The following is a 15,162-nucleotide window of genomic DNA, read 5'->3' as shown; positions in this document are numbered from 1 at the left end:
TCATTACTCCCGTGGAGGTGGTCGGTCCTACTACTCGGACCGCGATGGCCTGCGGCGGTCTGGGGGTGGCCCCCGGAACACCGCAGTGCGTCCGGTGAGGACTACTTCTTGCCCGGCTTCTTCTTGCCGGCGATCGCGCGACGCGGACCCTTGCGGGTACGGGCGTTCGTGCTGGTGCGCTGACCGTGCACCGGCAGACCGCGACGATGACGCAGACCCTGGTAGCAGCCGATCTCGACCTTGCGGCGGATGTCGGCCTGAATCTCGCGACGGAGGTCACCCTCGGTCTTGAGGTTGTTGTCCACGAACTCGCGGATCTTGATCAGGTCTTCCTCGGCCAGATCGCGGACCCGGGTGTTGGGGTCCACGCCGGTGGCGGCGAGGGTCTGCTGCGACAGCGTGCGCCCGATACCGAAGACGTAGGTGAGGGCGACCTCCACACGCTTTTCGCGCGGGAGATCAACGCCTGCGAGGCGTGCCATTGATGTGGCTCCTGATGGCTATTCGGAGGTCTTCCGCAGCACCGTTCCCGTAAAACTCTTCAGAATTACGAGCCGGGTCCCCGGCCTCCGAGCCGGGGGTGTCGTCCCCACGCAACAGATGCGGGGGTCGGGTGACTGCGTATGTACGTATGTGCTTGCGTCGCGCGAAGTACTGCGAAATGCAGGTTGGTCGGCGTGCGTCAGCCCTGGCGCTGCTTGTGGCGCAGGTTGTCGCAGATGACCATGACCCGGCCGTGACGGCGGATCACCTTGCACTTGTCGCAGATCTTCTTGACGCTCGGCTTGACCTTCATGGGATGTGAGGTTCTCCGGGTCAGTGCCGTCACCCCACGGGAGCGGGGCGGCGACAAGATCTACTTGTAGCGGTAGACGATCCGGCCACGCGTCAGGTCGTAGGGAGAAAGCTCCACCACAACCCGGTCATCAGGGAGAATGCGGATGTAGTGCATCCGCATCTTGCCGCTGATGTGCGCGAGGACCTTGTGACCGTTCTGGAGTTCTACCTTGAACATCGCGTTCGGCAGAGACTCGATCACGGTGCCCTCGATCTCGATGGCACCTTGCTTCTTGGCCACGCTTCGCCTTTCGAATCGGCTACCTTGATCAGCTCTCCTGCGGAGGCCGCTTCGAGAAGCAGACACACGGATGCACGAGAGCCGACGCGTCAGTCTACGTCAGCGCTATCGAAAAGACGAATCCACGATTATTGCCCACCAGGCGTGATCCTTAAGCCCAGCGGCCCTCCCCGGGACCCCTATGCCGTGGCCGCGGGGTCCGGCGCGACGGTGATTCCGAGCTCCGCGAGCTTCGCCTTGCCGCCGTCCACGGCGGTGAGCACCAGCGGGCCGTTCTCGGTCAGCGCCACCGAGTGCTCCCAGTGCGAGGACCAGCTGCCGTCGTTCGTCTTGACCGTCCAGTCGTCCTCGAGGACGTGCGTCTTGGCGGTGCCCAGATTGACCATCGGCTCGATCGCGATGCAGAAACCGGGCACCAGCTTGGGGCCACGGCCGCGCTTGCGGTCGACGTAGTTCAGCAGGTGCGGGTCCATGTGCATCTGCGAGCCGATGCCGTGGCCACCGTAGTCCTCGACGATGCCGTACTTACCGCCGGCGGGCCGCGGCTGGCGCCGGATGTAACCCTCGATCGCCTTGGAGATGTCCACCAGCCGGTTGCCCTTGGCGACGGCCGCGATACCGGCCCACATCGACTCCTCGGTCACCCGGCTGAGCTCGACCAGCTCCTGGGAGTGACCGGACCCCACGAACGCGGTGTACGCGGCGTCGCCGTGCCAGCCGTCGATGATCGCGCCGCAGTCGATGGAGATGATGTCGCCGTCGTTGAGCACCGTCTCCGCGTCGGGGATGCCGTGGACCACGACGTCGTTCACCGACGTGCAGATCGTGGCGGGGAAGCCGCCGTAGCCGAGGAAGTTCGACTTCGCGCCGTGCTCGGCGAGCACCTTGCGGGCCGCGTCGTCCAGGTCCTTGGTCGAGGCGCCGGGCACCGCGACCTCCCGCGTCGCCGCGTGAATGGCGGCGACCACCAGCCCCGCCTCGCGCATCTTCGCGATCTGCTCCGGGGTCTTGATCTCCACCATGGCGCCTGACGCCTTCCTGAACCGACGATTACGACAACTGCGTTTCGCGCGTGCCGACCGGCACCACGCGGGCGCGCCCGCCCCTCCATACGATACGGCCGCGACGCCCTTGCCGGGCATCGCGGCCGTATACGGAGCTTGTGCGGCGTGCCTACTCGCCGCGGCCCAGCGCCTTCATCGAGCGCTGGGTGACCTCTTCGACCTTGCCGAGGGCCGGGATCGTGACCACGAGGCCCTGGGCCTTGTAGTAGTCGATGATCGGCTCGGTCTCCGAGTGGTAGACCTCGAGGCGCTTGCGCACGGTGTCCTCGTGGTCGTCGTCACGCTGGTACAGCTCGCCGGAGCACTCGTCGCAGACGCCCTCGACGGCCGGCTTCTTGTACTCGACGTGGAAGACGTGCGCGGAGTTGCTGCGGCAGATGCGCCGGCCGGCGATCCGCTTCACGACCTCTTCCTCGGGCACCTCGAGATCGAGGACGGCGTCCAGCTTGATGCCGTTGCCCTTGAGGTAGACGTCGAGCGCCTCGGCCTGCTTGAGGTTGCGCGGGAACCCGTCCAGCAGGAACCCCTTGGCAGCGTCCGGCTGCTCCAGGCGGTCCTCGGCCATGCCGATCGTGACCTCGTCCGGTACCAGATTTCCGGAGTCCATGAACGACTTTGCCTTGACCCCCAGGGGCGTGCCCTGGCTGATGTTGGCGCGGAAAAGGTCGCCCGTGGAGATGTGAGGGATCTCGAGGTTCTTGGCAAGGTACGCAGCCTGCGTACCCTTGCCGGCCCCCGGAGGTCCGACGAGGACGATTCGCATCAGCGGAGGAACCCTTCGTAGTTGCGCTGCTGGAGCTGGCTCTCGATCTGCTTAACGGTCTCCAGACCCACACCCACGATGATCAGGATGCTCGTCCCGCCGAACGGGAAGTTCTGGTTCGCGTTGAAAAGCACCAACGCCACTGTTGGTACGAGCGCGATCAGCCCCAGGTACAGCGAGCCCGGCCACGTGATCCGGTTGAGCACGTAGCTGAGGTACTCGGCCGTCGGGCGACCAGCCCGGATGCCCGGGATGAAGCCACCATACTTCTTCATGTTGTCGGCAACTTCTTCGGGGTTGAAGGAGATGGCGACGTAGAAAAACGCGAAGAAGACGATCAGCAGGAAGTACGTAACGATGTAAACCGGGTGATTTCCCTTGGTGAAGTTGGTGGCGATCCAGGTCGCCCATGCCGCCTTCGACCCGCTGAACTGTGCAACGAGGGCTGGAATGTAGAGCAGCGATGACGCGAAGATGACGGGAATCACACCCGCCTGATTCACCTTGAGCGGGATGTACGTGGACGTACCGCCGTAGGACCGGCGGCCGATCATCCGCTTCGCGTACTGCACCGGAATCCGCCGCTGAGCCTGCTCGACGAAGACCACCAGGGCAACCATCGCCAGCCCCACCGCGATGACCGCGAAGAACTCGATCCAGCCGTCGGCCAGCTTGCCGGTGAGCTTGATCTGCCACAGGGCGCCCGGGAAGCCGGCGGCGATCGAGATGAACATCAGGATCGACATGCCGTTGCCGATACCGCGGTCGGTCACCATCTCGCCGAGCCACATGATCAGGGCCGTGCCGGCGGTCATCGTGATGACCATCGTGATGGTGGTGAAGATGGAGTCGCTGGGCACGATCTCGCTGGCGACCGGGCAGCTCTGGAAGAGCGCGCCGCTGCGGGCGGTGGCCACCAGGCCGGTGCCCTGCAGGATGGCCAGCGCCACGGTCAGATAGCGGGTGTACTGGGTGATCTTCGCCTGGCCGGTCTGCCCCTCTTTCTTGAGGGCCTCCAGTCGCGGAATCACCACAGTGAGCAGCTGGAGAATGATGCTCGCCGTGATGTACGGCATGATCCCCAGCGCGAAGATCGTGATCTGCAGCAGCGCACCACCGCTGAACATGTTCACCAGGGCGAACAACCCGCTGTTGCCGCCGGCCTGCTTCATGCAGGTCTCGACGTTCGCGTAGTTCACCCCGGGGACCGGGACGTGCGCTCCGATCCGGTAGAGCACGATGATGCCCAATGTGAACAGCAGCTTCTTGCGCAGGTCGGGCGTCTTGAACGCTCGGGCGAACGCGGTGAGCACGGTGCCTCCTGCGCCCCCCGCCTAGTAAGCGAGAGGTGACGGTCTTGAGGATCGACGAATACTTAGCGGCCAATTACCGCACAGGCACGGCCCGCGCGGCGGGGTTCCGGGGCAAGCCCGGAAAAAACAACAGTGCACGCCACCTTACCGGCGTCCGTACCCCCGTGGAACGACCAACCGGGGATGCCCCAATCAATGGGCATCCCCGGTCAGTTGAACCAACGAACTCAGATGAGTTCGGTGACGGTGCCGCCGGCAGCGGCGATCTTCTCCTTGGCGGAGCCGGAGACGGCGTCAACCGTCACCTGCAGCGCCACGGAGATCTCGCCGGCGCCGAGCACCTTGACGAGCTCGTTCTTGCGCACAGCACCCTTGGCGACCAGATCGGCCACCGTAACCTCGCCACCCTGGGGGTAAAGCGCGGTCAGCTTCTCCAGGTTCACGACCTGGAACTGCTTGTGGGCGGGGTTCTTGAAGCCCTTGAGCTTCGGGAGACGCATGTGGAGGGGCATCTGCCCACCCTCGAAGCGCTCCGGAACCTGGTAACGGGCCTTGGTGCCCTTGGTACCACGACCAGCGGTCTTACCCTTGGACGCCTCACCACGACCGACACGGGTCTTGGCGGTCTTGGCACCCGGGGCAGGACGGAGGTTGTGGACCTTCAGCGGGTTGTTCTCCGCCATGTCAGTCGACCTCCTCAACCGTCACGAGGTGGCGGACGGTCTGCACCATGCCGCGGAACTCGGGGCGGTCCTCCTTGACAACCACGTCGTTGAGCCGCTTGAGGCCCAGCGAACGAAGGGTGTCGCGGTGGTTCTGCTTGCTACCGATGAAAGACTTCGTCTGCGTGATCTTGAGGTGCGCCATTACGCGGTCACCCCTGCACGCGCCCGCAGCAGTGCGGCGGGAGCGACGTCCTCAAGCGGCAGGCCACGACGGGCCGCGATCTCCTCGGGGCGCTGAAGGCCCTGAAGCGCGGTCACCGTGGCGTGCACGATGTTGATCGGGTTCGACGAGCCGAGCGACTTGCTCAGGACGTCGTGGATGCCCGCGCACTCCAGAACGGCGCGCACGGGACCACCGGCGATCACACCGGTACCGGGGGAAGCAGGCTTGAGCAGGACAACGCCCGCAGCCTTCTCGCCCTGGATCGGGTGAGGGATGGTGCCCTGGATACGCGGGACCTTGAAGAAGCTCTTCTTGGCCTCTTCGACGCCCTTGGCGATGGCCGCGGGAACTTCCTTGGCCTTGCCGTATCCGACACCTACGGTGCCGTCACCGTCGCCCACCACGACCAGCGCGGTGAAGCTGAAACGGCGACCACCCTTGACAACCTTGGCGACACGGTTGATCGCGACAACGCGCTCAACGTATGCGGTCTTCTCGGCGGCAGCGCCACCGTCGCGACCCTTCCGGTCCCGCCGCTCGCCGCCACCGGCACCGCTCCCGCGGCGCTGGGGTCCAGCCATTGGATTTACCTCTCTCTGTTACGTCCGCTAGCTCCGGAACCGGGGCTTAGAACTTCAGCCCGGCTTCGCGGGCGGCGTCCGCCAGAGCGGCAATGCGCCCGGCGTACTGGTTGCCACCGCGGTCGAACACGACGGTCTCGACACCCGCGGCCTTGGCGCGCTCGGCGACGAGGGAACCGACCTGCTTGGCCTGGTCGCCCTTGCTGCCTTCGCCACCACGGATCGACGCGTCCAGGTGCGACGCCGACGCGAGCGTGTGGCCCGCGATGTCGTCGATGACCTGGGCGGTGATGCCGCGGTTGGAACGCGTCACGACGAGGCGCGGACGCACCGGCGTACCCGCGATCCGCTTACGGATGCGGATGTGGCGCCGCTTGAGGGCGGCACCCTTACGGGCATTGCCCTTGGCGATCTTCACACCGTATGCCATGGCTTACTTACCAGCCTTTCCGACCTTGCGGCGGATGACCTCGCCGGCGTACTTGACGCCCTTGGCCTTGTACGGGTCAGGCTTGCGGAGCTTGCGGATGTTGGCCGCAACCTCGCCCACCTTCTGCTTGTCGATGCCCTCGACGCTGAGCTTGGTCGGGGACTCGACCTTGAAGGAGATGCCTTCGGGGGCCTCGACGACGATGGGGTGGCTGTAGCCCAGCGCGAACTCCAGGTTGGAGCCCTTCGCCTGAACTCGGTAGCCGACACCGCTGATCTCAAGTGCCTTGCTGTAGCCCGTGGTCACGCCGGTGATCATGTTCGCCACCAGCGTGCGGGACAGGCCGTGCAGGGCCTTGTTCTGACGCTCGTCGTTCGGGCGGGTGACGGCGATGATGCCGTCTTCACCCTTGGCGACCTCGATGGGCGCGGCGACGGTGTGCTCAAGGGAGCCCTTGGGGCCCTTGACCGACACCTTGCGGCCATCAATGGTGACGTCCACACCAGCGGGAACCTGGATGGGCAGCTTGCCAATACGCGACATTAGCTATTCCTCCGTTCCCTGGTTACCAGACGTAGGCGAGGACTTCCCCACCCACGCCCTTCTTGCTGGCCTGCTGGCCGGTCAGGAGACCGTGGGACGTGGAGATGATCGCCACGCCCAGGCCGCCGAGAACCTTCGGCAGACTTGTGGACTTTGCGTAGACCCGCAGGCCCGGCTTCGAAATCCGCTTGATGCCGGCGATCGAGCGCTCGCGGTTCGGGCCGAACTTCAGGTCGAGGGTGAGGTTCTTGCCAACCTCGGCGTCCTCGACCTTCCAGCCGGTGATGTAGCCCTCCTGCTGGAGGATCTCCGCGATGTGCGACTTGATCTTGCTGTGCGGCATCACGACGGTGTCGTGGTATGCCGAGTTCGCGTTACGCAGACGGGTCAGCATGTCTGCGATGGGATCAGTCATGGTCATGAATTGGCCTTCGGCCTCTCTCGCCGGGGTTTCCTATGTGCGCCATCCCTCTCCCCGATCAGAGTCGGGACGGGTGCGGTGCGGGGACCTACGGCGTAGTAAGCGACGTTATGCGGGCGGTGCCCGCGGTCGGTCTCGGGCGGCGGGGCGCCCAACCCTTCTACCCTACGGGATAAAGGGCGGGGCACCTGCCGACCGATGCTTACCGAGAGCCTCCGGGTAAACCCAACTAGGGTTTACCAGGAGCTCTTGGTCACGCCCGGCAGCTCGCCACGGTGAGCCATCTCACGAAGGCACACGCGGCACAGGCCGAACTTGCGGTAGACGGAGTGCGGCCGGCCGCAGCGCTGGCAACGCGTGTACGCGCGGACAGCAAACTTCGGCTTACGAGCCGCCTTAGCGATCAGAGCCTTCTTCGCCACGGTCAGTTCTCCTTGAACGGGAAGCCGAGGTGACGAAGCAGGGCACGGCCCTCATCGTCGTTGGACGCCGTGGTGACCACGGTGATGTCCATGCCCCGCGTCCGGTCGATCTTGTCCTGGTCGATCTCGTGGAACATGACCTGCTCCGTGAGACCGAAGGTGTAGTTGCCCCGACCGTCGAACTGCTTCGGGGACAGACCACGGAAGTCGCGGATGCGCGGCAGCGCGAGCGACAGCAGGCGGTCCAGGAACTCCCACATGCGGTCACCGCGGAGGGTGACGTGGGCACCGATCGGCTGGCCCTCGCGCAGCTTGAACTGCGCGATGGACTTACGGGCCTTGGTGACGGCCGGCTTCTGGCCGGTGATCGTGGTGAGGTCCTTGATGGCACCGTCGATCAGCTTGGAGTCGCGGGCGGCGTCGCCCACACCCATGTTGACCACGATCTTGGTCAGGCCGGGGATCTGCATGACGTTCTCGTACGAGAACTCGTCCTTCAGCTTCCCGGCGATTTCTTCGCGGTAGCGCTGCTTGAGGCGCGGCGCGTTGGTGGTGGCAGTCATCAGATGTCCTCACCGGTCCGCTTGGCAACGCGGATCTTGTTGCCGTCATCGTCGAACCGGAACCCGACGCGGGTGACAACCTTGTTGCCGTCCTTCTCCACAACCAGCTGAACGTTGCTGACGTGGATCGGGGCCTCGGTGGTGACGATGCCGCCGGTCTGCGAACCGCGGGCGGTCTGGCCGGCCTTGGTGTGCTTCTTGACCCGGTTGACACCCTCGACCAGGACACGGTCCTCGCGGGGGAAGGCCTGAATGACCTTGCCCTGCTTGCCCTTGTCCTTACCGGTGATGACCTGGACCAGGTCGCCCTTCTTGATCTTCATCGGTTACAGCACCTCCGGCGCGAGCGAGATGATCTTCATGAACTTCTTCTCGCGCAGCTCACGGCCCACCGGGCCGAAGATACGGGTGCCGCGGGGGTCGCCATCGTTCTTGAGGATGACGGCCGCGTTCTCGTCGAAGCGGATGTACGAGCCGTCGGGACGGCGGCGCTCCTTGACGGTGCGAACGATGACGGCCTTGACGACGTCACCCTTCTTCACGTTGCCACCGGGGATCGCGTCCTTCACGGTGGCGACAATGACGTCACCGATGCCCGCGTAGCGGCGACCCGAGCCACCGAGAACACGGATGGTGAGAATTTCCTTCGCACCCGTGTTGTCGGCGACCCGAAGTCGCGACTCCTGCTGGATCACGTCTATCTCCTGATCGTCTGCCGGTTCCCGGCAGGGACTTCGAACGAAGTCCCTGCCGAGCCTGGCGGAACTGACCTGAGCGGAAACGCTCAGGCTGAACTAACGGAAATTCCCTTGCGGGAACTGCCTACTTGGCCTTCTCGAGGATCTCGACGATGCGCCAGCGCTTGGTGGAGGACAGCGGCCGGGTCTCCATGAGGAGGACACGGTCGCCGACACCGGCAGCGTTCTGCTCGTCGTGTGCCTTGAGCTTGTTCGTACGGCGGATGACCTTGCCGTACAGCGCGTGCTTGACACGGTCCTCGACGGCGACGACGACGGTCTTGTCCATCTTGTCGCTGACGACGAGACCCTCACGGGTCTTGCGGAAGCCGCGGTCGTTGGTCTCAGTCACATTCTTCTCGCTCATCAGGCGCTCTCCACCGTCTCGATGCCCAGCTCGCGCTCGCGCATCAGGGTGTAGATCCGGGCGATGTCCTTACGGACGGACTTGAGCCGACCGTGGTTCTCGAGCTGTCCGGTCGCCGCCTGGAAGCGGAGGTTGAACAGCTCCTCCTTGGCCTCACGAAGCTTGCCGACGAGGTCCTCGTCATTCAGCTCGCGCAGCTCGGTCGCCTTGATACCGGCCGCCATCACGACTCACCTGCCTCGCGCCGCACAATGCGGCACTTCATCGGAAGCTTGTGGGCGGCGCGGGTCAGCGCCTCCTTGGCAACCTTTTCGTTCGGGAAGGACAGCTCGAACATCACCCGACCGGGCTTGACGTTCGCGACCCACCACTCGGGAGAACCCTTACCGGAACCCATGCGGGTTTCGGCCGGCTTCTTCGTGAGCGGGCGGTCCGGGTAAATGTTGATCCAGACCTTGCCGCCACGCTTGATGTGACGGGTCATCGCGATACGAGCGGACTCGATCTGACGGTTCGTCACGTAAGCCGGGGTCACGGCCTGAATGCCGTACTCACCGAAGGCCAGCTCGGTGCCACCCTTGGCCATGCCACTGCGCTTCGGGTGGTGCTGCTTGCGGTGCTTGACCCTGCGAGGGATCAGCATGTCGGTCAGGCCTCCGTTCCGGGGGTCTCCGCCGGAGCAGCGGCTGCGGCCTCGGCCTTGGGGGCCTCGGCTGCGGCGTTCTGCTGCTGCGGCTTGCGGCCACCGCGGCCGCCACGCTCGCCGCCACCGCCACGACGGGGACGGTCGCTGCCGCCACCGCCGCCGCCACCGCGGGCCGGGCGGTTACCCGCACGGGCGGCAGCGTTCTCGGCGCGAACCTCGGCGATGTTCTTGACGTCGCCCTTGTAGATCCAGACCTTCACACCGATACGGCCGAAGGTCGTCTTGGCCTCGAAGAAGCCGTAGTCGACGTTCGCACGGAGCGTGTGCAGGGGCACGCGGCCCTCGCGGTAGAACTCCGAGCGGGACATCTCGGCGCCGCCGAGACGGCCACCGCACTGGATCTTGATGCCCTTGGCGCCGGCCTTCATCGTCGACTGCATGCTCTTACGCATGGCGCGACGGAAGGAGACGCGGGAGGAGAGCTGCTCGGCGACGGCCTGGGCCACGAGCTGAGCATCGGTCTCGGGGTTCTTGACCTCGAGGATGTTCAGCTGGACCTGCTTGCCGGTCAGCTTCTCCAGTTCGCCGCGGATGCGGTCGGCCTCGGCGCCACGGCGGCCGATGACGATGCCCGGACGAGCGGTGTGGATGTCAACGCGGACGCGCTCACGGGTGCGCTCGATCTCCACCTTGGAGATACCGGCGCGCTCCATGCCCTTCGTCATCATGCGACGAATGGCAACGTCTTCCTTGACGTAGTCCTTGTACAGCTTGTCGGCGTACCAGCGCGACTTGAAGTCGGTGGTGATGCCGAGCCGGAACCCGTGCGGGTTAACCTTCTGGCCCATTACCGGGTTCCTTCCTTGCTGCTGACGACCACGGTGATGTGGCTGGTCCGCTTGCGGATCCGGTAGGCACGACCCTGGGCACGCGGACGGAACCGCTTCAGGGTCGGGCCCTCGTCGACGTACGCCTCGGAAATGACGAGGCTGCCGGCGTCGGTGTGGTCGTAGTTGTGCGCAGCGTTGGCAATGGCGCTGTCCAGCACCTTGCCAACGGGCACGCTCGCGGCCTGCGGGGCGAAACGCAGGACCGCCTGAGCCTCCGTGGCATCCATGCCACGGATAAGGTCCACCACGCGGCGGGCCTTCATGGGCGTGACGCGGATGTACCGCGCCTGGGCCCTGGCTTCCATGGTTGTCCCTTCGGTGTCAGTCATAGTCTTCGCACTCCGCCGATCAACGACGCCGCGACTTGCGGTCGTCCTTCTCGTGGCCGCGGAAGGTGCGGGTCGGCGCAAACTCGCCGAGCTTGTGGCCGACCATCGACTCGGTGACGAACACCGGGACGTGCTTGCGGCCGTCGTGCACCGCGATCGTGTGGCCGAGCATGGCCGGGACGATCATGGAGCGGCGGGACCAGGTCTTGATGACGTTCTTGGTGCCGGCTTCGTTCTGGACATCCACCTTCTTGGTGAGGTGTCCGTCGACGAAGGGCCCCTTCTTGAGACTGCGCGGCATCTAAACCCGCTCCTAGCGCTTCTTGTTCGTCTTGCGGCGGCGGACGATGTACTTGTTGCTGGCCTTCTTCGGCGAGCGAGTACGACCCTCCTTCTTGCCCCAGGGCGAGACCGGGTGGCGACCACCGGAGGTCTTGCCCTCGCCACCACCGTGCGGGTGGTCGACCGGGTTCATCACGACACCACGCACGGTCGGGCGGACGCCCTTCCAGCGCATACGGCCGGCCTTGCCCCAGTTGATGTTCGACTGCTCGGCGTTGCCGACCTCGCCAACAGTGGCGCGGCAGCGGACGTCGACCAGACGGATCTCGCCGGAGGGCATACGAAGGTGGGCCATGGTGCCCTCCTTCGCCAGCAGCTGCACGGAGGCACCCGCGGAGCGGGCGAACTTCGCGCCGCCACCGGGCCGCAGCTCGATGGCGTGGATGGTCGTACCCACGGGGATGTTGCGCAGCGACAGGTTGTTACCCGGCTTGATGTCGGCACCAGGGCCGTTTTCAATCCGGGCACCCTGGGCCAGGCCACGGGGCGCGATGATGTAGCGCTTCTCGCCGTCTGCGTAGTGCAGCAGCGCGATGCGCGCGGTGCGGTTCGGGTCGTACTCGATGTGCGCGACCTTGGCCGGCACGCCGTCCTTGTCGTGACGACGGAAGTCGATCACGCGGTAGGCGCGCTTGTGGCCACCGCCCTGGTGGCGAACGGTCACACGACCGGCGTTGTTACGGCCGCCCTTGCTGTGCAGAGGGCGGACCAGCGACTTCTCCGGCGTGGACCGCGTGATCTCGACAAAGTCGGCGACGCTGGAGCCACGACGGCCCGGGGTCGTCGGCTTGTACTTGCGGATACCCATTTCTCAGTCCTCGTCCGATTCCGGACGACTCGACCTCCGTCAGGAGGTCGGGCCGCCGAAGATGTCGATACGGTCGCCCTCGGCGAGGGTCACGATGGCGCGCTTGGTGTCCGCGCGCTTGCCGAAACCGGTCTTGGTGCGCTTGCGCTTACCCTGACGGTTGATCGTGTTGACCCCGGTGACCTTGACCGAGAAGACCGCCTCGACGGCCTGCTTGATCTGGGTCTTGTTCGAGCCCGGTGCGACGATGAACGTGTACTTGTTCTCGTCCAGCAGGGCGTAGCTCTTCTCCGAGACAACCGGCTTGACGAGAATGTCGCGCGGGTCCGAGAAGGTCTTGCTGGTGACGACGGCCTCACTCATCAGGCGTCGCTCCCTTCGGTCTCATCGTTCTGTCCAGCAGGCGCGCCGGACACGAAGGACTCGAAGGCGGCCTTGGTGAAGACCACGTCGTCGGAGACGAGCACGTCGTACGTGTTCAGCTGGCCCGGCTCCAGGATGTGAACCTGGGGCAGGTTGCGGGCGGACAGCCACGCGGCCTCGTCGCTGCGCTCGACGACCAGGAGCACGTTCTTGCGCTCGCTGACCTTGCCGAGGAGGTCCTTGGCGGACTTGGTGGAGATCGCGCCCTCGACCACGCCGGAAACGACGTGGATGCGGCTGTTGCGGGCCCGGTCGGTGAGGGCACCGCGCAGGGCGGCAACCTTCATCTTCTTGGGCGTCCGCTGCGAGTAGTCACGCGGCACGGGGCCGTGGACGACGCCACCGCCGGCGAACTGCGGCGCACGGGTCGAGCCCTGGCGCGCACGGCCGGTGCCCTTCTGGCGGTACGGCTTGCGCCCACCGCCGCGGACCTCGGCGCGAGTCTTGGTCTTGTGCGTGCCCTGACGGGCAGCGGCCAGCTGGGCGACAACGACCTGGTGGATCAGCGGAATGCTGACCTTGGCGTCGAAGATCTCCGTGGGGAGCTCGACGGTCCCGGCCTTGTCACCTACCGGCGAAAGGATGTCAATGGTGCTCATCGTTACCTCAGGCCCCCTTGGCCGCGGTACGGACCAGGACGAGGCCGCCGTTCGGACCAGGAACTGCGCCCTTGATGAGCAGCAGACCCTTCTCCGCGTCAACGGCATGGACGGTCAGGTTCTGGGTGGTGACCCGCTCATTGCCCATACGGCCGGCCATCCGCATGCCCTTGAACACGCGGCCCGGGGTGGCACAGCCACCGATGGAGCCAGGCTTACGGTGCACGCGGTGGGCACCGTGGGAGGCCTTACCGCCGGCGAAGCCGTGACGCTTCATGACACCGGCGAAGCCCTTGCCCTTGCTCTTGCCGGTCACGTCCACCTTGACGCCGGACTCGAAGGTCTCGGCGTTCACTTCCTGGCCGAGGGTGTACTCGCCGGCATCGGCGGTACGGACCTCGACGAGGTGGCGGCGGGGAGTGACGTCGGCCTTGGCGAAGTGGCCCTTGAGGGGCTTGTTCACCTTGCGCGGGTCGATCTCGCCGAAGGCGATCTGGACGGAGTCGTAGCCGTCCTGGTCATTGGTGCGCACCTGGGTAACGACGCAGGGGCCGGCCTTCACCACGGTCACCGGGACGACACGGTTGTTCTCGTCCCAGACCTGGGTCATGCCGAGCTTCTCGCCCAGGATGCCCTTGATCTGCTTAGCCATCTGTTCCGCGCCTCTCAGAGCTTGATCTCGATGTCAACGCCGGCCGGAAGGTCCAGGCGCATCAGCGAGTCAACGGTCTTGGGCGTCGGGTCGAGGATGTCGATCAAGCGCTTGTGCGTGCGCATCTCGAAGTGCTCGCGCGCGTCCTTGTACTTGTGCGGCGACTTGATGACGCAGTACACGTTCTTTTCAGTGGGCAGCGGCACCGGGCCTGCGACCGACGCACCAGTGCGGGTCACCGTCTCGACGATCTTCTTCGCCGAGGAGTCGATGACCTCGTGGTCGTAGGCCTTGAGCCGGATGCGGATCTTCTGTCCCGCCATGGCTACTCAGTAGTCCTGTCTCTCGTAACGCTCTGGGACCCGGTACGTTTCCGTTCCACCTCCGACCCACGCGGTCGGGCGTGTCGCATCCCTTCCCGCGTTTCTCCACAAGGGAGATCCTTCGAGAAGGAGAAGAGGGGGTGAAACACCCACCGGGCGCCTGGCTGGTACCCCGCTGACACTTCCCGGAAGATTCCCGTATTTCCGCCCCTGATAAGGGACGACGAATACCTGGGACTCGCTTCCGGTCCTCCCGGCGGGAGGCGCGCAGCATCGGCACTCAACCGAGCAACCTGGCTAGTGTGCCATACGGGCTACCACACCCGCCAATCGGGCCGAACACACTACCCGAGTCCGACCGGAGTCAACCCCGGAGCGCACGCAGAGTCAGGAGAGGTCAGCAGATTCGCGCGACGAATCCGGCGCCCGGAGGTCACTATCACGGACGAGAAGGTCGCGACCGAAGGCCCCCGCTGCGCGCAGAAGGCCCCGGCCCTGCGCCGCCCGCTAAGCGCGTGCCACCGCCCCCGGCCCCCGTACCGCCCCGCTCCCCGGCGCCGGCTCCGACGCGTCCGCCCCGAGCCCCACAATGCGGTTCCCGGCGTCGACGTGCACCACCCGGGGCCGCAGCGTCCGCGCCTCCGCGTCGTCCACCTGCGCGTAGCTGATGAGAATCACGAGATCGCCGGGGTGGACCAGATGGGCCGCGGCGCCGTTGATGCCGATGACTCCCGAGCCGCGCTCGCCCTCGATGGTGTAGGTCTCCAGGCGCGCGCCGTTGGTGATGTCGACGATGTGGACCAGCTCGCCGGGGAGCAGATCGGCGGCGTCCAGCAGGTCGGCGTCGACGGTGACCGAGCCGACATAGTGCAGGTCGGCCTGGGTCACGGTGGCACGGTGGATCTTGGACTTGAACATGGTGCGCAGCACGGCGTCACTCCTGGGAAAAAGGGTCGCGCCTCCGCGAGGGAGTACGCGCC

General features: G+C 65.6%; 28 protein-coding genes. All 28 read right to left on the bottom strand.

Annotation, left to right across the window (positions count from 1 at the left end):
* Positions 1-101: 101 nt before the first annotated feature.
* The 28 genes from rpsM to panD all read right to left on the bottom strand — a co-directional run bounded on the left by rpsM (position 102) and on the right by panD (position 15,112).
* The gene (rpsM, locus tag ACH4FH_RS01105; protein WP_129295752.1) at positions 102-482 is read right to left on the bottom strand and encodes a 30S ribosomal protein S13; all 381 of its coding nucleotides are present in this window, start codon (positions 480-482) and stop codon (positions 102-104) included.
* A 200-nt stretch (positions 483-682) separates the two neighbouring features.
* A complete protein-coding gene (gene rpmJ, locus ACH4FH_RS01100) occupies positions 683-796 on the bottom strand; it encodes a 50S ribosomal protein L36 (RefSeq protein ID WP_003956441.1) in 114 nt (37 codons plus the stop codon).
* 60 nt (positions 797-856) lie between these two features.
* Entirely contained in the window at positions 857-1,078 is a 222-nt protein-coding gene (gene infA, locus ACH4FH_RS01095) for a translation initiation factor IF-1 (protein ID WP_003956442.1), read from the bottom strand.
* Between the two features lie 179 nt (positions 1,079-1,257).
* Positions 1,258-2,100 carry a type I methionyl aminopeptidase gene (gene map, locus ACH4FH_RS01090; RefSeq protein ID WP_398553606.1) on the bottom strand — a complete coding sequence of 281 codons (843 nt, stop codon included), beginning with the start codon at positions 2,098-2,100 and terminating at the stop codon, positions 1,258-1,260.
* Between the two features lie 151 nt (positions 2,101-2,251).
* Positions 2,252-2,905 carry an adenylate kinase gene (locus ACH4FH_RS01085; RefSeq protein ID WP_398553605.1) on the bottom strand — a complete coding sequence of 218 codons (654 nt, stop codon included), beginning with the start codon at positions 2,903-2,905 and terminating at the stop codon, positions 2,252-2,254.
* Positions 2,905-4,218 carry a preprotein translocase subunit SecY gene (secY, locus tag ACH4FH_RS01080; protein ID WP_398553604.1) on the bottom strand — a complete coding sequence of 438 codons (1,314 nt, stop codon included), beginning with the start codon at positions 4,216-4,218 and terminating at the stop codon, positions 2,905-2,907. The genes ACH4FH_RS01085 and secY overlap by 1 nt, the downstream gene beginning before the upstream one ends.
* Before the next feature lie 227 nt (positions 4,219-4,445).
* On the bottom strand, positions 4,446-4,901 hold the full coding sequence (gene rplO, locus ACH4FH_RS01075) for a 50S ribosomal protein L15 (RefSeq protein WP_398553603.1): 456 nt from the start codon (positions 4,899-4,901) through the stop codon (positions 4,446-4,448).
* Position 4,902: 1 nt separating this feature from the next.
* The gene (rpmD, locus tag ACH4FH_RS01070; RefSeq protein WP_398553602.1) at positions 4,903-5,085 is read right to left on the bottom strand and encodes a 50S ribosomal protein L30; all 183 of its coding nucleotides are present in this window, start codon (positions 5,083-5,085) and stop codon (positions 4,903-4,905) included.
* Complete coding sequence (rpsE, locus tag ACH4FH_RS01065; protein ID WP_381679244.1) at positions 5,085-5,687, bottom strand: 30S ribosomal protein S5; 603 nt, start codon at positions 5,685-5,687, stop codon at positions 5,085-5,087. The genes rpmD and rpsE overlap by 1 nt, the downstream gene beginning before the upstream one ends.
* A 46-nt stretch (positions 5,688-5,733) precedes the next feature.
* Positions 5,734-6,117, bottom strand: coding sequence for a 50S ribosomal protein L18 (gene rplR / locus ACH4FH_RS01060; RefSeq protein WP_398553601.1), 384 nt, complete (start codon positions 6,115-6,117; stop codon positions 5,734-5,736).
* A 3-nt stretch (positions 6,118-6,120) separates the two neighbouring features.
* Positions 6,121-6,660: a 50S ribosomal protein L6 gene (rplF, locus tag ACH4FH_RS01055; RefSeq protein WP_398553600.1), complete on the bottom strand. Its 540-nt coding sequence runs from the start codon at positions 6,658-6,660 to the stop codon at positions 6,121-6,123.
* 22 nt (positions 6,661-6,682) lie between these two features.
* Positions 6,683-7,081, bottom strand: coding sequence for a 30S ribosomal protein S8 (gene rpsH / locus ACH4FH_RS01050; protein WP_398553599.1), 399 nt, complete (start codon positions 7,079-7,081; stop codon positions 6,683-6,685).
* 236 nt (positions 7,082-7,317) lie between these two features.
* Positions 7,318-7,503 carry a type Z 30S ribosomal protein S14 gene (locus ACH4FH_RS01045; protein WP_004571834.1) on the bottom strand — a complete coding sequence of 62 codons (186 nt, stop codon included), beginning with the start codon at positions 7,501-7,503 and terminating at the stop codon, positions 7,318-7,320.
* A gap of 2 nt (positions 7,504-7,505) precedes the next feature.
* A complete protein-coding gene (gene rplE / locus ACH4FH_RS01040) occupies positions 7,506-8,066 on the bottom strand; it encodes a 50S ribosomal protein L5 (RefSeq protein ID WP_393892701.1) in 561 nt (186 codons plus the stop codon).
* Positions 8,066-8,389 (bottom strand): 50S ribosomal protein L24, encoded by a 324-nt coding sequence (gene rplX, locus ACH4FH_RS01035; protein ID WP_393892702.1) that lies wholly within the window; start codon positions 8,387-8,389, stop codon positions 8,066-8,068. Before rplX ends, rplE begins: the two co-directional genes overlap by 1 nt.
* A gap of 3 nt (positions 8,390-8,392) precedes the next feature.
* Positions 8,393-8,761 carry a 50S ribosomal protein L14 gene (rplN, locus tag ACH4FH_RS01030; RefSeq protein ID WP_003974257.1) on the bottom strand — a complete coding sequence of 123 codons (369 nt, stop codon included), beginning with the start codon at positions 8,759-8,761 and terminating at the stop codon, positions 8,393-8,395.
* 127 nt (positions 8,762-8,888) lie between these two features.
* Positions 8,889-9,170, bottom strand: a complete 282-nt coding sequence (gene rpsQ / locus ACH4FH_RS01025; RefSeq protein WP_393892703.1) for a 30S ribosomal protein S17 — start codon at positions 9,168-9,170, stop codon at positions 8,889-8,891.
* Positions 9,170-9,394 carry a 50S ribosomal protein L29 gene (gene rpmC, locus ACH4FH_RS01020; protein WP_030074787.1) on the bottom strand — a complete coding sequence of 75 codons (225 nt, stop codon included), beginning with the start codon at positions 9,392-9,394 and terminating at the stop codon, positions 9,170-9,172. Before rpmC ends, rpsQ begins: the two co-directional genes overlap by 1 nt.
* A complete protein-coding gene (gene rplP / locus ACH4FH_RS01015) occupies positions 9,394-9,813 on the bottom strand; it encodes a 50S ribosomal protein L16 (protein WP_006604880.1) in 420 nt (139 codons plus the stop codon). The genes rpmC and rplP overlap by 1 nt, the downstream gene beginning before the upstream one ends.
* Positions 9,814-9,818: 5 nt before the next feature.
* A complete protein-coding gene (gene rpsC / locus ACH4FH_RS01010) occupies positions 9,819-10,664 on the bottom strand; it encodes a 30S ribosomal protein S3 (RefSeq protein WP_398553598.1) in 846 nt (281 codons plus the stop codon).
* Positions 10,664-11,011 carry a 50S ribosomal protein L22 gene (gene rplV, locus ACH4FH_RS01005; RefSeq protein WP_006604878.1) on the bottom strand — a complete coding sequence of 116 codons (348 nt, stop codon included), beginning with the start codon at positions 11,009-11,011 and terminating at the stop codon, positions 10,664-10,666. The genes rpsC and rplV overlap by 1 nt, the downstream gene beginning before the upstream one ends.
* A 43-nt stretch (positions 11,012-11,054) precedes the next feature.
* Complete coding sequence (gene rpsS / locus ACH4FH_RS01000) at positions 11,055-11,336, bottom strand: 30S ribosomal protein S19 (RefSeq protein ID WP_052859621.1); 282 nt, start codon at positions 11,334-11,336, stop codon at positions 11,055-11,057.
* Between the two features lie 12 nt (positions 11,337-11,348).
* Complete coding sequence (gene rplB / locus ACH4FH_RS00995) at positions 11,349-12,185, bottom strand: 50S ribosomal protein L2 (RefSeq protein ID WP_393892705.1); 837 nt, start codon at positions 12,183-12,185, stop codon at positions 11,349-11,351.
* 39 nt (positions 12,186-12,224) lie between these two features.
* Complete coding sequence (gene rplW / locus ACH4FH_RS00990) at positions 12,225-12,548, bottom strand: 50S ribosomal protein L23 (protein WP_393892706.1); 324 nt, start codon at positions 12,546-12,548, stop codon at positions 12,225-12,227.
* Positions 12,548-13,207 carry a 50S ribosomal protein L4 gene (rplD, locus tag ACH4FH_RS00985; RefSeq protein WP_393892707.1) on the bottom strand — a complete coding sequence of 220 codons (660 nt, stop codon included), beginning with the start codon at positions 13,205-13,207 and terminating at the stop codon, positions 12,548-12,550. Before rplD ends, rplW begins: the two co-directional genes overlap by 1 nt.
* Positions 13,208-13,214: 7 nt before the next feature.
* Positions 13,215-13,859 carry a 50S ribosomal protein L3 gene (rplC, locus tag ACH4FH_RS00980; RefSeq protein WP_398553597.1) on the bottom strand — a complete coding sequence of 215 codons (645 nt, stop codon included), beginning with the start codon at positions 13,857-13,859 and terminating at the stop codon, positions 13,215-13,217.
* Between the two features lie 14 nt (positions 13,860-13,873).
* Entirely contained in the window at positions 13,874-14,182 is a 309-nt protein-coding gene (rpsJ, locus tag ACH4FH_RS00975) for a 30S ribosomal protein S10 (RefSeq protein WP_014054162.1), read from the bottom strand.
* A gap of 507 nt (positions 14,183-14,689) precedes the next feature.
* On the bottom strand, positions 14,690-15,112 hold the full coding sequence (panD, locus tag ACH4FH_RS00970; protein ID WP_398553596.1) for an aspartate 1-decarboxylase: 423 nt from the start codon (positions 15,110-15,112) through the stop codon (positions 14,690-14,692).
* Between the last annotated feature and the right edge of the window lie 50 nt (positions 15,113-15,162).

This window comes from Streptomyces sp. NPDC017993 (assembly GCF_044328065.1).
Lineage (GTDB): Bacteria > Actinomycetota > Actinomycetes > Streptomycetales > Streptomycetaceae > Streptomyces.
The sequence above is the reverse complement of the archived record's forward strand: the minus strand, read 5'-3'. Positions and strand labels throughout refer to the sequence as shown.

Bases quoted from the DNA above. Each gene is read 5' to 3' on its own strand.
- rpsM (WP_129295752.1), bottom strand. From the start codon at position 482: ATGGCACGCCTCGCAGGCGTTGATCTCCCGCGCGAAAAGCGTGTGGAG.
- rpmJ (WP_003956441.1), bottom strand. From the start codon at position 796: ATGAAGGTCAAGCCGAGCGTCAAGAAGATCTGCGACAAGTGCAAGGTG.
- map (WP_398553606.1), bottom strand. From the start codon at position 2,100: ATGGTGGAGATCAAGACCCCGGAGCAGATCGCGAAGATGCGCGAGGCG.
- ACH4FH_RS01085 (WP_398553605.1), bottom strand. From the start codon at position 2,905: ATGCGAATCGTCCTCGTCGGACCTCCGGGGGCCGGCAAGGGTACGCAG.
- rplO (WP_398553603.1), bottom strand. From the start codon at position 4,901: ATGGCGGAGAACAACCCGCTGAAGGTCCACAACCTCCGTCCTGCCCCG.
- rpmD (WP_398553602.1), bottom strand. From the start codon at position 5,085: ATGGCGCACCTCAAGATCACGCAGACGAAGTCTTTCATCGGTAGCAAG.
- rpsE (WP_381679244.1), bottom strand. From the start codon at position 5,687: ATGGCTGGACCCCAGCGCCGCGGGAGCGGTGCCGGTGGCGGCGAGCGG.
- rplR (WP_398553601.1), bottom strand. From the start codon at position 6,117: ATGGCATACGGTGTGAAGATCGCCAAGGGCAATGCCCGTAAGGGTGCC.
- rplF (WP_398553600.1), bottom strand. From the start codon at position 6,660: ATGTCGCGTATTGGCAAGCTGCCCATCCAGGTTCCCGCTGGTGTGGAC.
- rpsH (WP_398553599.1), bottom strand. From the start codon at position 7,081: ATGACCATGACTGATCCCATCGCAGACATGCTGACCCGTCTGCGTAAC.
- rplE (WP_393892701.1), bottom strand. From the start codon at position 8,066: ATGACTGCCACCACCAACGCGCCGCGCCTCAAGCAGCGCTACCGCGAA.
- rplX (WP_393892702.1), bottom strand. From the start codon at position 8,389: ATGAAGATCAAGAAGGGCGACCTGGTCCAGGTCATCACCGGTAAGGAC.
- rpsQ (WP_393892703.1), bottom strand. From the start codon at position 9,170: ATGAGCGAGAAGAATGTGACTGAGACCAACGACCGCGGCTTCCGCAAG.
- rpmC (WP_030074787.1), bottom strand. From the start codon at position 9,394: ATGGCGGCCGGTATCAAGGCGACCGAGCTGCGCGAGCTGAATGACGAG.
- rplP (WP_006604880.1), bottom strand. From the start codon at position 9,813: ATGCTGATCCCTCGCAGGGTCAAGCACCGCAAGCAGCACCACCCGAAG.
- rpsC (WP_398553598.1), bottom strand. From the start codon at position 10,664: ATGGGCCAGAAGGTTAACCCGCACGGGTTCCGGCTCGGCATCACCACC.
- rplV (WP_006604878.1), bottom strand. From the start codon at position 11,011: ATGGAAGCCAGGGCCCAGGCGCGGTACATCCGCGTCACGCCCATGAAG.
- rpsS (WP_052859621.1), bottom strand. From the start codon at position 11,336: ATGCCGCGCAGTCTCAAGAAGGGGCCCTTCGTCGACGGACACCTCACC.
- rplB (WP_393892705.1), bottom strand. From the start codon at position 12,185: ATGGGTATCCGCAAGTACAAGCCGACGACCCCGGGCCGTCGTGGCTCC.
- rplW (WP_393892706.1), bottom strand. From the start codon at position 12,548: ATGAGTGAGGCCGTCGTCACCAGCAAGACCTTCTCGGACCCGCGCGAC.
- rplD (WP_393892707.1), bottom strand. From the start codon at position 13,207: ATGAGCACCATTGACATCCTTTCGCCGGTAGGTGACAAGGCCGGGACC.
- rplC (WP_398553597.1), bottom strand. From the start codon at position 13,859: ATGGCTAAGCAGATCAAGGGCATCCTGGGCGAGAAGCTCGGCATGACC.
- rpsJ (WP_014054162.1), bottom strand. From the start codon at position 14,182: ATGGCGGGACAGAAGATCCGCATCCGGCTCAAGGCCTACGACCACGAG.